Below are 11,745 nucleotides of genomic sequence, written 5' to 3'. Positions count from 1 at the left end.
CTGGCCTTTTTGCGTTTCAGCGTTCGTTTACTTCGCTTTACCCTGGTTTGCTACGGCTGCGGCTTTCGCAGCAATCTCATCAGCATCACCCAGATAGTAACGTTTGAGTGGCTTGAAGTTCTCATCGAACTCATACACCAACGGCACGCCAGTTGGGATGTTCAGTTCGAGGATCTCGTCTTCGCTCAGGTTGTCGAGGTATTTAACCAGCGCACGCAGTGAGTTGCCGTGTGCAGCAACGATCACTTTCTCACCGCTCTTAATGCGCGGCAGAATGCTTTCGTTCCAGTAAGGAATCACGCGTTCGATGGTCAGCGCCAGGCTTTCGGTGGTTGGCAGCTGCGCGTCAGTCAGTGAAGCGTAACGCGGATCGTGGCCAGGGAAACGCTCATCAGCGCGATCGAGTTCGGGTGGCGTGATAGCAAAGCCACGACGCCACTGTTTCACCTGCTCGTCACCGTATTTAGCGGCGGTTTCTGCTTTATCCAGACCTTGCAGCGCACCGTAGTGACGCTCGTTCAGACGCCAGGTTTTTTCAACCGGCAGCCAAGCCTGATCCAACTCATCCAGCACATTCCACAGGGTGTGAATAGCGCGCTTCAGCACTGAGGTGTAAGCGAAATCAAACACGAAACCTTCTTTCTTCAGCAGCTGACCGGCTGCTTTGGCTTCAGTGCGACCTTTGTCAGACAGGTCAACGTCGTACCATCCGGTGAAGCGGTTTTCCTGGTTCCACTGGCTTTCGCCGTGTCGCACCAGTACCAGCTTAGTTACGGCCATAGCTTTACTCCTTAATGCTCGATTTACGATTAGTATTGAAACCGGCTGCGGCCACTGAGAAGCGGCTCACTAATAGCGCCATACCATAGCGGAAAACAACGCACGGCGTAAGCCTGTCGGCAGCGCAGTGCGCGTTTTTCATCCGGTGGCTCAGTGCGGCGTGAAGCGATAACGCGTCACGGACTGCCAGCTGTCGCCGGGTTGCAGCCAGCAATCGGGCTGCGGCCACTCTGCATGGTTAGGCGAATCCGGTAAAAATTCGCTCTCCAGAGCGATGCCCTGGAAAGCAGTATAGCTGTCCTGCTCACGGGCGCGTGTTCCCGCCAGATAGTTGCCGGTGTAGAACTGCAGCGCCGGAGCGGCAGTAAACACGCTCAGCTCCAGCTTGCCATCGGCAGACCATAAATGGGCGGCGGGCTGGCTGCTGTCGCCAGCGGTGTTAAGCAAAAAGGCGTGGTCATAGCCTTTCACCGCTTTTTGATCGTCATCGGCGAGGAACTCATCGGCGACGCGCTTCGGCTGGCGGGAAATCAAAACTGTTTCCCGCCACCTCTTTCAGCGGCGCGTTAGGAATGCCTTCGCTGTCCACCGGCAGGTAACGATCGGCGTGCAGTTGTAAGCGATGCTGGCGCGCATCACCATGATGCGCATCAAGATTAAAGTAAGCATGGTTGGTGAGATTGACCGGGCAAGGCTTGTCGGTTTGCGCTTCATAGCGAATCGACAAGCAATTATCGTCATCAAGTTGATAGATGACATTGGCGATCACATTGCCGGGATAACCCTGATCGCCATCGGGCGAATCGAGGCGATAGTGCACCTCGCTTTCGCTCTGACTGAGAATCTGCCAGCGACGTTTATCGAAACCTTCCGGCCCGCCGTGCAGCTGATGTGCGCCCTGATTCGCTGCCAGCAGCAGGTTAAGCGGCTTCAGTTCGGCCGAGGCGATGCGGTTCGCGTAGCGGCCAATCGTCGCGCCAAGATAAGCATCCTGATGCAGATAATCGGACGGCGTGGCACAGCCGAGCAGCGCTTCACGCACGCTGTGGTCCAACATTGGCACGCGCGCTGACAGCCAGGTCGCGCCCCAATCCATAAAAGTAGCCACCATGCCGTTGCGATTGCGCAGCACAGTGATGCGCCACGGTTGCCCGTCTGGCGCGTGTGAATTCACATCACTTACCATTGGCCTGCTCCTGCGGACGCTTTGCACACGTAGAAGGTCTCTTTGATGCCGGTTTGCGCTTCATACTTCTCAGCGACCACCGCTTTCACCGCATCGACCAGATCGGTTGGCATCAGCGCCACGATGCAGCCACCGAAACCGCCGCCGGTCATACGCACGCCGCCGCGCGGGCCGATTTCTGCTTTCACAATCTCAACCAGCTGATCGATTTGCGGCACGGTGATTTCGAAATCGTCACGCATTGAGGCGTGCGATTCGGCCATCAGTTCGCCCATGCGTTTCAGATCGCCCGCGCTTAACGCATCGGCGGCTTCCAGCGTGCGCGCATTTTCGCTAATCACGTGACGCACGCGTTTTGCCACCAACGCATCCAGCTCACCAGCAGAGGCTTCAAACTCTTCCAGCGTCACATCGCGCAGCGCCGGTTTATTGAAGAAGCGTGCGCCAGTTTCACACTGTTCACGACGCGTATTGTATTCGCTGCCCACCAGGCTACGACGGAAGTTGGAGTTGATGATCACCACCGCGACATCTTCCGGCATTGATACCGCGCGCGTGCCGAGCGTACGACAATCCAGCAGCATGGCGTGATCCGGCTGACCGAGCGCCGAGATCAGCTGATCCATGATGCCGCAGTTGCAGCCGACAAACTGGTTTTCCGCTTCCTGACCGTTCACCGCAATCGCTGCGCCATCGAGGTTTAATGCATACAGCTGCTGGAATACGGTACCTACCGCCACTTCCAGCGACGCCGAAGAACTCAGGCCCGCGCCTTGTGGCACGTTGCCGCTGATCACCATATCGACGCCGCCAAAGCTGGCATCGCGTTTCTGCAGATGTTTTCACCACGCCGCGCACGTAGTTGGCCCACATTGGCTCTTTCAGCGGCTCAATCGGCGCATCCAGCGAGAAGCTGTCCTGCTGATTGTCGTAATCGACGGCAATCACGCGCACCTGGCGATCATCGCGTTTGGCGCAGGCAATCACGGTTTGATAATCGATGGCGCACGGCAGCACAAAGCCATCGTTGTAGTCGGTGTGTTCGCCAATCAGATTGACGCGGCCCGGCGCCTGAATGCTGTGTGTCGCCTGATAGCCGAAAGTGTCAGCGAAAACCTGTTGAGTAATGGATTTTAATGACATTTATTGCGCCTCGCGGAAATGGACATCGCTGACAGAACGCAGACGTTCAGCTGCCTGTTCCGCCGTTAAATCACGTTGGGTTTCGGCCAGCATTTCATAGCCAACCATAAATTTGCGTACCGTGGCTGAACGCAGCAGCGGCGGATAGAAGTGTGCGTGCAGCTGCCAGTGATCGTTGGCTTCGCCGTTGAACGGCGCGCCGTGCCAGCCCATCGAATAGGGGAAAGAGCACTGGAACAGGTTGTCGTAGCGGCTGGTGAGCTGCTTAAGCGCCAGCGCCAGATCGGTGCGCTGCGGCTCGGAGAGATCGGTGATGCGTTTCACATGGGCTTTCGGCAGCAGCAAGGTTTCAAACGGCCACGCCGCCCACCACGGCACCACGGCCAGCCAGTGTTCGGTTTCCACCACCGTACGGCTGCCATCGCTCAACTCGCGCGCAGCGTAATCGACCAGCAGCGGCGTGCCTTTCTCGGCAAAATAGTGACGTTGGTTGTCATCTTCTTTCTGCGCTTCGTTCGGCAGGAAGCTGTTGGCCCAAATCTGGCCATGCGGATGCGGGTTGGAGCAGCCCATCGCCGCGCCTTTGTTTTCAAACACCTGCACCCAAGGATAGTGCTGGCCGAGATCGGCAGTCTGTTCCTGCCAGGTCCGCACGATATCTTCCAGCCCGCTCAGCGGCAGTTCCGGCAGCGTTTTGCTGTGATCCGGCGAGAAGCAGATCACCCGGCTGGTACCGCGCGCGCTTTCGCAGCGCATCAACAGATCGTCGCTTTGAGGTGCGTCTGGCGTGTTAGTCATCAGCGCGGCAAAGTCATTGGTGAACACGTAAGTGCTTTTATAGTTGGGGTTTTTGTCACCGGTAATGCGGGTGTTTCCAGCACAAAGGAAGCAGTCAGGATCGTGCGCTGGCAGTTGCTCCAGTGCCGGGGTTTCCTGCGCACCTTGCCACGGGCGCTTAGCGCGATGCGGTGAGACCAGCACCCATTGATCGATCAATGGGTTATAACGGCGATGCGGGTGATCGACCGGGTTAAATTTTTCCATGATGAGTCCTGGTAAACAGCAAACAGATAAAAATGATTTTGATCAAAGTAGCACAAAGACCAGCGTGAAAGCGTGATCCAGTCTGGATAAATGGTATCGTTTACACAAGGTGACGATTCTCATTTTGTGGGGTTGTTGCGTGTGTTTGTTGAATTACCAGGCGATGAAATGGTAACGCTTACATTGCCTTCATACTCCGAACTGCTGCTGCTTGCCGCAGCTCGAATTATTTTGGCAATGGCGCTATGCACGTTAGATGTTTGTAGGATTGCCACTTATGGCAACCGCTAATTAACGCAGCGACTCTTGCAGGAAACCGTAACCCTGTTCCTGGGCGACAAAACTCAGGCGATGGGTGATGCACTGCGGCGCATCTTCGGCGTGGTGGGAGACAAACAGCAGTTGCGTACGGCCTTCGCCAATCAGCACATCAACAAAGCGGCGCACCAACTGGCGGTTAATCGGATCAAGCCCCTGCAACGGCTCATCGAGAATGAGTAGCGTGGGATGTTTCACCAGCGCGCGCGCAATTAGCACCAGCCGCTGCTGGCCCCACGACAAACTGTGGAACGGCGCATCCGCCAGCTGATTATCCATACCGAGCAGCGCCAGCCACTGACGCGCCAGCGCTTTTTGCCGATCGGACACCGCCTGATACAGACCAATCGAATCGAAGAAGCCGGAGAGCACCACGGTGCGCACATTACAGCTGACGCGATAATCGAGGTGCAGGCTGCTGCTGACGTAACCGATGTGCTGCTTGATGTCCCAGATGGTTTCACCGCTGCCGCGTCGGATGCCAAACAGCGTCAAATCGTTGCTGTAACCCTGCGGATGATCGCCGGTTACCAAACTGAGCAGGGTGGATTTACCCGCGCCGTTCGGCCCCACAATCTGCCAGTGTTCACCGGGATTAACCTGCCAGTTCAGGCCATCAATCACCGCTTTGTCGTTGTACGACACCACGCCGTTGCGCAGCATCACGCGCGGCGCATCTTCGGCCAGCTGCGGCAGTTGATCGGGTTGATCCGCCTGCGGCAGCGCCATGCCAGCAAGCTTCTCGCTGTGCGCCAGCTGCGCCACCAGCGCTTCGGCCAGAATCGCGCCCCGTTCGCCTACGTGGGTTAACGTGCATTCGGCCAACACGCCGACCTTCTCGACAAAATCGGGAATATCATCAAAGCGATTGAGCACCAGCACTACGCTAAAACCGCTTCGATGCAGATCGTTGAGGGTTTGCGCCAGGCTGGCGCGCGACGCCACATCCAGCCCATCGAAAGGTTCATCGAGGATCAGCAGATCCGGCTGCGCCATTAGCGCCTGACACAACAGCGTTTTGCGCGTCTCGCCGGTGGAGAGATATTTGAACCGACGATCGAGCAGATAAGTGATGCCAAACTGCTGCGCCAGCGCCTGACAGCGCGCCTCATCTTGCACTTCATCCTGAATGATCTGTGCGGCGGTGCGACCGGTATCGTCTTCGCCTTCACTCAGTAGATCGGTGTTATTACGTTCCCACTCATCGCTGACCAGTTTCTGTAGCTGCTCCAGCGATAGGCGCGTACGACGCTGAAAATCCTGCTGCACGCTGCCTTTACCGGGCTGCAACTCGCCGGATAGGGCGCGCGCCAGCGATGACTTGCCGCTGCCGTTGGCGCCGACAAACGCCCAGCTTTCGCCGCTGTTGAGGGTTAAATCGTTAAGGGACAGTGCTCGAGTAGCGCTAAGGTGAAACGTACCTTGCGAAATTTGCAATGAAGCCATGATCTATTCCGTTTTATGCATCGTGTCGTCCAGTTTTAGCCAGCCACGCAGGGGAAGTCAAATCATGGCGTGGATTTCAGAGCAGTGTGGCGATGATGGCGTGTTCGGCATTAAAACTGGCGGTGACGCTGGCACCAACCTGCAGATTCTGCTGTTTCACCGCCTCATTGGTGACGGTCGCGCACAGCGTTTCGCCACTCGGCAACGCCATCAATACTTCGCTAAGCTGATCGCCGGGCTCAATTGCGCTGATCTGCGCAGCCAGTTGATTGTCGCTGCTGGCGGCAGCGTGACTGACGTGAATCCACGGTGCTTTAATCAGCACCAGCACCTCTTTGCCGCTGTCGAGCTGCAAGCGTTCGGCACTGCGTGCGGTGATCGCCACCTGCAGGCGCGTTACGCCATCGGCGAGCAGCACCTCAAGGTGCTGCTGCACCTGCTGATGATCGCTGGCCAGCACCGTACCAAACAGCTGATTGCGCGCGCTGGTTTGCAGCGAGAAACGCGCAATCGCCGCCAGCAAACTGTCGAGCGGCAAGCTGTCGTTTTGCAGCACATCGAAAGCCTTTTGTTGGATCTGCTCCATCAACTGGAACAGCTGAATCAGCCGCTCGCCATAACGCGTCAGCTGCGCGCCGCCGCCGCCTTTACCGCCGGTGGCGCGATCCACCAGCGTTTTGTCGGCCAGCTGATTCATCTCATTGATCGCATCCCAGGCACTTTTATAACTGATGCCCGCCAGTTTCGCGCCCTGGCTGATGGAGCCGGTTTGCTGCACGCGTTTCAGTAATTCGATGCGACGCGGATCGGCAAACAGCTTTTGCTGAAGACGAATATGGAGAGAAAGTTCTGCCTGCATGTCAGCTCCTTAGGTTAATCCGCTCAGTTTACTGCTTAAAAGTAAAAGCACGAAAAGGGCAGTGCGTTTTTTTCGCTAACCGTTACAATCACTTTTTTATTTTCTGCGTGAGGTTTCCATGCTGGAACTGTTAAAAAGCCTGGCTGTGGCTATCATCATGGTGCCGATTGTGATGGCGATTATGCTCGGTTTGATTTACGGCCTGGGTGAAGTTTTCAACGTCATCTCAAAATTTGGCCGCCGCGACGATCGTCCTGCCAACAGCTCACAACACTAATTTCTCAACGCCCGCTTCCTGCGGGCGTTTTGTTTCTGAACTTCCGTAAAATCCTGCCGATATAAAGCTCATGACGCATTTGCGCGTACGTTGTATTATCAAATATATAACGTAACAAGGAGCAACAAATGCGAACCATCAAGTACCGTTGGGCTGCTGCAACCGTTTTAAGCGTTTCATTGGCCGGTCATGCCGCGGCCGCAGAGAAAATCACCGTGTTTGCAGCGGCATCGCTGACCAATGCGCTGCAGGACATTGCGACGCAGTACCAGAAGAAAAGCGGTGTAGAAGTGGTATCCTCTTTTGCCTCTTCTTCGGTGCTGGCGCGCCAGATCGATCAGGGCGCACCGGCCGATCTGTTCATCTCTGCCGATCAGCAGTGGATGGACGATGTGGTGGCAAAAAACAGCGTGGTGAGCAGCACGCGCTATACGCTGCTTGGCAACGATTTAGTGCTGATTGCACCGAAAAGCGACGCGGCTAAAGCGGTCACACTTGATAGCAAAACCGACTGGAAAAGCCTGCTGAAAGGCGAGCGTCTGGCGGTGGGCGATCCGGATCACGTGCCGGCCGGCATTTATGCCAAAGAAGCATTACAAAAACTCGGCGCGTGGGACGCTTTATCCCCGCAGCTGGCGCCAGCCAACAACGTGCGCGCCGCGCTAGCATTGGTTGAGCGTAACGAAACGCCGTACGGCATCGTGTATGGTTCGGACGCGGTAGCCAGCCAGAAAGTGCAGGTCGTGGGACGATTCCCGGAAGATAGCCACAAGCCAGTGGAATATCCGATGGCGATTGTCAAAGAACATCAGAACGCAACGGTGGAAGCCTTCTACAACTATTTGCAGGGGCCGGATGCCGCTGCCGTGTTTAAACAGTATGGATTCACGCCGAAGAAATGATATTGAGCGATCCCGAATGGCAGGCCGTTTTTCTCAGCCTGAAAGTGTCCTGTGTAGCTGTGATATGCAGCTTGCCGTTTGGCATCCTGATGGCCTGGATTCTGGCGCGCTGCCGCTTTCCGGGCAAAACCCTGTTGGACAGCATCGTCCACCTGCCGCTGGTGCTGCCGCCGGTGGTGGTCGGCTATCTGCTGCTGATCGCCTTAGGCCGGCGCGGTTTTATCGGCGAATGGCTGTATGACTGGTTCGGTTTCACCTTTGCCTTTAGCTGGCGCGGCGCGGTAATCGCTTCGGCGGTGATGGCGTTTCCGCTGATGGTGCGTGCAATTCGTCTTGCGCTGGAAGCGGTGGATACCAAACTGGAGCTGGCCGCACGCACGCTGGGTGCCGGGCGCTGGCGCGTATTTTTCACTATTACGCTTCCGCTCACCTTGCCGGGCATTATTGTTGGCACGGTGCTGGCCTTTGCCCGTTCGCTGGGCGAATTTGGTGCCACCATCACGTTTGTCTCCAACATTCCCGGCGAGACGCGCACCATTCCGTCGGCGATGTTTACCCTGATTGAAACGCCGGGCGCGGAAGGCACCGCCGCGCGCCTCTGTGCGGTGGCGATAGCGTTAGCGCTGATGTCGCTGGTGGCGTCTGAGCTGCTGGCGCGCTGGGGCCGTAAACGGCTGGGAGCGGCATAATGCTCAATCTGCAACTTTCTCAGCAGTTGGGCGAGCACCTGCTCGACGTTAACGTCAATATTCCCGCCAGCGGCATTACCGCCATTTTCGGCGTGTCGGGTGCGGGCAAAACCTCGTTGATTAACGCGATTGGCGGATTAACCCAGCCGCAGAGCGGGCGTATTGAGTTAAACGATCGCCTGCTGTTCGATTCGGCCACGCGCGTGAATTTGCCGCCGGAAAAGCGCCGTATCGGCTATGTGTTTCAGGACGCGCGGCTGTTTCCACATTATCGCGTGCGCGGCAATCTGCAATACGGCATGGCGGCCTCAATGAAGCCGCAGTTCAACGCGCTGGTGGCGCTGCTGGGTTTAGAATCGCTGCTGACGCGTTTTCCTGCGTCGCTTTCGGGCGGTGAAAAACAGCGCGTGGCGATAGGCCGCGCGTTGCTGACGGCGCCCGATATTCTGCTGATGGATGAGCCGCTGGCGTCGCTTGATCTGCCGCGCAAACGTGAGCTGATGCCCTATCTGCAAAAGCTGGCGAAGCAGGTCGATATTCCCATTCTTTACGTATCGCACAGCCTCGATGAAATCCTGCAGTTAGCGGATAACGTGCTGGTGCTGGATGCGGGCCAGGTGAAAGCCTTTGGCCCGCTGGAAAAAGTGTGGAGCAGTTCGGCGATGCGTCCGTGGCTGCCGCTCGCCGAGCGCACCAGCGTGCTGCGCGTGCAGGTGCTGGAGCAGCATCCTGATTACCCAATGACCGCGCTGTCGCTTGGCGATCAGCATATTTGGGTGAGCCGGGTGAATCAGCCGCTGAAAACGCCGCTGCGTATTCGCATCGCCTCAGCCGATGTGTCGCTGGCATTGCAGCCGCCGCATAACACCTCGATCCGCAATATATTGCCGGCGCAGGTGGTTGAACTGCTGGAGATTGACGATCAGGTGGAAGTGAAGCTGCGCATTGGCATCAGCGAACTGTGGGCGCGCATTTCGCCGTGGGCGCGCGATGAGCTGGGCATCCGACCGGATCAGTGGCTGTATGCGCAGATCAAGAGCGTGTCGATAGCAGCGTAAATGGATTCATTGCGCGGTGTGAGAAAAATCCGCGCCATGAATTGCGCCGCTACATCTTACGGTTACAGAACCTCTTGATAGATCACTTCGGCGATGCCCGGCTCCAGATTGGTGCCAATCACCTTTTTGGCGCGCGCTTTGATGGCGTCATCGGCATTGCCCATCGCCACGCCCAACCCCACCTGTTCCAGCATGCTGAGATCGTTGTAGTTGTCGCCAAACGCCAGCACGTCTTGCATGCTAAAGCCCTGACTCTCAACCCACTGCGCCAGACGCTTGCCTTTGCTGTTGCCGCCTTTGGCGATATCCACCTGATCGTGCCACGACCATTCACACGCCAGACCGAGTTCGGCTTCGGTGCGTTCGGCAAACTGCTGTAGCGCGCGCGTGTCGGGATGCGACAGCGCGAATTTCCAGATCGAATCAGCCTCAATCGCCGCCTGCGCCAGGCTTGGCACCTGCAGGAACAGCGGACGCTGCGCTTCCGGCAACGATTGCGCCCAGTTAAGCGTACGCGTCACATGGCCGGTTGGCGTTTGGTACAGCATCGCATCATCGACATACAGCAGACCGTGAATGTTCTCTTCATCCAGCATCTCAATCACCCGAGCAGCTTTGCTTTTATCCAGCGGATCGGCGGCCAGCACCTGTTTCGCGGGATAATCATACAAATAGGTGCCATTACAGCAAATTGCGGGTGTATCCAGCTTAAGTGCCTGATAAAAAGGGTGGATAGCGCAGTGGTGGCGACCGGTGACGATCAACACTTTCACGCCCGCCTGTTGCGCGCGGGCCAGCGCTTCGATGGATTCTGGCAAGATGGTTTTGTTCGGGGTCAGCAGGGTGCCGTCGAGGTCAAGGGCGATTACGCGGTAGCTCATTACACTTTCCGTCCGGGAGTTGGCAAAGCATTGAGTCTACACCCGGCAACGGCCCTGAGACAAAAAACAGGGCACAAATGAATCCAGCGCGACAAAATGAAACGCGCTACAGTTATCCCTTTCATCAGGCAGCGAATAAGGAAAACGCATGAAACAAGTCGTGTATACCGCCAGTCCCGAGAGCCAGCAGATTCATGCCTGGCAGTTGCAGGAAGATGGCGCACTGACGTTATTGCAGGTAACAGATGTTGCCGGCCAGGTGCAGCCGATGGTGGTGAGCCCGAAGAAAGATTTTCTCTATGTCGGTGTGCGTCCGAATTTTCGCGTGCTGGCGTTTCGCATTGCGGCCGACGGCACGTTGAGCCTCGCCGGTGAAGCACCGCTGCCGGGCAGCGCAACCCACATCTCCACCGATCGTCAGGGCAATTATCTGTTCTGCGGCTCGTATAACGATGCCTGCGTCAGCATCAGCCCGATTGGCAGCGATGGTTTGCCGCAAGCGCCAGTTCAGGTGATCAGCGGATTAGACGGTTGCCACTCCGCCAATATCGATCTGAATAACCAAACGCTGTTTGTACCGGCACTGAAGCAGGACCGCATCTGCCTGTATCAGTTGAACGCAGACGGCACTCTGGCTCCGCGTGAACAAGCGCAGGTCACCACCGTTGAAGGTGCCGGTCCGCGTCACATGGCCTTCCATCCGAATGGCGCATATGGCTACGTGGTGAACGAGTTGGATAGCACCGTGGATGTCTGGGCGCTGAAAAATGTGCACGGCCAGGTTGAGCGCGTGCAGAGCCTTGATATGATGCCGAAAGATTTCAGCGACACGCGCTGGGCGGCGGACATCCACATCACGCCGGATGGCCGTTTCCTCTATGCCTGCGACCGTACCAGCAGCACCATTACGGTGTTCAGCATCAGTGAAGATGGCTCGGTGCTGGCGATTGAAGGCTACCAGCCAACTGAAACCCAGCCGCGCGGCTTCAATATTGATCACAGCGGTCAATATCTGGTAGCGGCGGGACAGAAATCGCACCACATCGAAGTGTATAAGATTCAGGAACGCGGCCTGCTTAATCCGCTGGCGCGTTACGCGGTAGGACAAGGCCCAATGTGGGTGGTTATCCACTCGTTGGGATAAGTGAAATGCCTGCCTGAT

At 56.8% G+C, this 11,745-nt stretch carries 11 protein-coding genes and 2 pseudogenes; 6 read left to right on the top strand and 7 right to left on the bottom strand.

Annotated elements, in window-relative coordinates; genetic code table 11:
- Positions 1-27: 27 nt before the first annotated feature.
- From gpmA to galT, 4 genes and pseudogenes are all read right to left on the bottom strand, one after another.
- Complete coding sequence (gene gpmA, locus Q3H59_RS14225; RefSeq protein ID WP_008109047.1) at positions 28-780, bottom strand: 2,3-diphosphoglycerate-dependent phosphoglycerate mutase; 753 nt, start codon at positions 778-780, stop codon at positions 28-30.
- Between the two features lie 150 nt (positions 781-930).
- A pseudogene (gene galM, locus Q3H59_RS14220) lies at positions 931-1,966 on the bottom strand (galactose-1-epimerase).
- Positions 1,960-3,109, bottom strand: a pseudogene (gene galK / locus Q3H59_RS14215) (galactokinase). The pseudogenes galM and galK overlap by 7 nt, the downstream one beginning before the upstream one ends.
- Complete coding sequence (gene galT, locus Q3H59_RS14210) at positions 3,110-4,153, bottom strand: galactose-1-phosphate uridylyltransferase (RefSeq protein WP_222233149.1); 1,044 nt, start codon at positions 4,151-4,153, stop codon at positions 3,110-3,112. It lies immediately after the preceding pseudogene.
- A 90-nt stretch (positions 4,154-4,243) separates the two neighbouring features.
- On the opposite strand from galT, the gene Q3H59_RS14205 reads away from it, so the two are divergent.
- Entirely contained in the window at positions 4,244-4,444 is a 201-nt protein-coding gene (locus Q3H59_RS14205; protein WP_309835468.1) for a hypothetical protein, read from the top strand.
- On the opposite strand, the gene modF is transcribed toward Q3H59_RS14205, so the two are convergent.
- Both modF and modE read right to left on the bottom strand, forming a co-directional pair.
- On the bottom strand, positions 4,445-5,917 hold the full coding sequence (gene modF, locus Q3H59_RS14200) for a molybdate ABC transporter ATP-binding protein ModF (RefSeq protein ID WP_192414199.1): 1,473 nt from the start codon (positions 5,915-5,917) through the stop codon (positions 4,445-4,447).
- A gap of 76 nt (positions 5,918-5,993) precedes the next feature.
- The gene (gene modE / locus Q3H59_RS14195; protein WP_101763193.1) at positions 5,994-6,776 is read right to left on the bottom strand and encodes a molybdenum-dependent transcriptional regulator; all 783 of its coding nucleotides are present in this window, start codon (positions 6,774-6,776) and stop codon (positions 5,994-5,996) included.
- 118 nt (positions 6,777-6,894) lie between these two features.
- Here modE and Q3H59_RS14190 point away from each other — a divergent pair, with 118 nt between their 5' ends.
- The 4 genes from Q3H59_RS14190 (at position 6,895) to modC (ending at position 9,702) form a co-directional block, all read left to right on the top strand.
- A complete protein-coding gene (locus Q3H59_RS14190; protein WP_007890616.1) occupies positions 6,895-7,053 on the top strand; it encodes an AcrZ family multidrug efflux pump-associated protein in 159 nt (52 codons plus the stop codon).
- A gap of 128 nt (positions 7,054-7,181) precedes the next feature.
- Positions 7,182-7,955: a molybdate ABC transporter substrate-binding protein gene (modA, locus tag Q3H59_RS14185; RefSeq protein WP_309835461.1), complete on the top strand. Its 774-nt coding sequence runs from the start codon at positions 7,182-7,184 to the stop codon at positions 7,953-7,955.
- On the top strand, positions 7,952-8,644 hold the full coding sequence (gene modB, locus Q3H59_RS14180) for a molybdate ABC transporter permease subunit (protein ID WP_176971419.1): 693 nt from the start codon (positions 7,952-7,954) through the stop codon (positions 8,642-8,644). The genes modA and modB overlap by 4 nt, the downstream gene beginning before the upstream one ends.
- Positions 8,644-9,702 (top strand): molybdenum ABC transporter ATP-binding protein ModC, encoded by a 1,059-nt coding sequence (gene modC, locus Q3H59_RS14175; RefSeq protein ID WP_280172594.1) that lies wholly within the window; start codon positions 8,644-8,646, stop codon positions 9,700-9,702. Before modB ends, modC begins: the two co-directional genes overlap by 1 nt.
- 62 nt (positions 9,703-9,764) lie before the next feature.
- Here the strand turns inward: modC and Q3H59_RS14170 are convergent, their stop codons facing one another.
- A complete protein-coding gene (locus tag Q3H59_RS14170) occupies positions 9,765-10,583 on the bottom strand; it encodes a pyridoxal phosphatase (RefSeq protein ID WP_176971421.1) in 819 nt (272 codons plus the stop codon).
- A 148-nt stretch (positions 10,584-10,731) separates the two neighbouring features.
- Here Q3H59_RS14170 and pgl point away from each other — a divergent pair, with 148 nt between their 5' ends.
- Entirely contained in the window at positions 10,732-11,727 is a 996-nt protein-coding gene (gene pgl / locus Q3H59_RS14165) for a 6-phosphogluconolactonase (RefSeq protein ID WP_309835457.1), read from the top strand.
- Positions 11,728-11,745: the final 18 nt, after the last annotated feature.

This window comes from Pantoea sp. SORGH_AS_0659 (assembly GCF_031453915.1).
GTDB lineage: Bacteria > Pseudomonadota > Gammaproteobacteria > Enterobacterales > Enterobacteriaceae > Pantoea > Pantoea leporis.
The sequence above is the reverse complement of the archived record's forward strand: the minus strand, read 5'-3'. Positions and strand labels throughout refer to the sequence as shown.

Coding starts and splice junctions, on each gene's coding strand:
- modC (WP_280172594.1), top strand. CDS start 8,644: ATGCTCAATCTGCAACTTTCTCAGCAGTTGGGCGAGCACCTGCTCGAC.
- Q3H59_RS14205 (WP_309835468.1), top strand. CDS start 4,244: ATGGTATCGTTTACACAAGGTGACGATTCTCATTTTGTGGGGTTGTTG.
- modE (WP_101763193.1), bottom strand. CDS start 6,776: ATGCAGGCAGAACTTTCTCTCCATATTCGTCTTCAGCAAAAGCTGTTT.
- Q3H59_RS14190 (WP_007890616.1), top strand. CDS start 6,895: ATGCTGGAACTGTTAAAAAGCCTGGCTGTGGCTATCATCATGGTGCCG.
- Q3H59_RS14170 (WP_176971421.1), bottom strand. CDS start 10,583: ATGAGCTACCGCGTAATCGCCCTTGACCTCGACGGCACCCTGCTGACC.
- galT (WP_222233149.1), bottom strand. CDS start 4,153: ATGGAAAAATTTAACCCGGTCGATCACCCGCATCGCCGTTATAACCCA.
- modF (WP_192414199.1), bottom strand. CDS start 5,917: ATGGCTTCATTGCAAATTTCGCAAGGTACGTTTCACCTTAGCGCTACT.
- modA (WP_309835461.1), top strand. CDS start 7,182: ATGCGAACCATCAAGTACCGTTGGGCTGCTGCAACCGTTTTAAGCGTT.
- gpmA (WP_008109047.1), bottom strand. CDS start 780: ATGGCCGTAACTAAGCTGGTACTGGTGCGACACGGCGAAAGCCAGTGG.
- modB (WP_176971419.1), top strand. CDS start 7,952: ATGATATTGAGCGATCCCGAATGGCAGGCCGTTTTTCTCAGCCTGAAA.
- pgl (WP_309835457.1), top strand. CDS start 10,732: ATGAAACAAGTCGTGTATACCGCCAGTCCCGAGAGCCAGCAGATTCAT.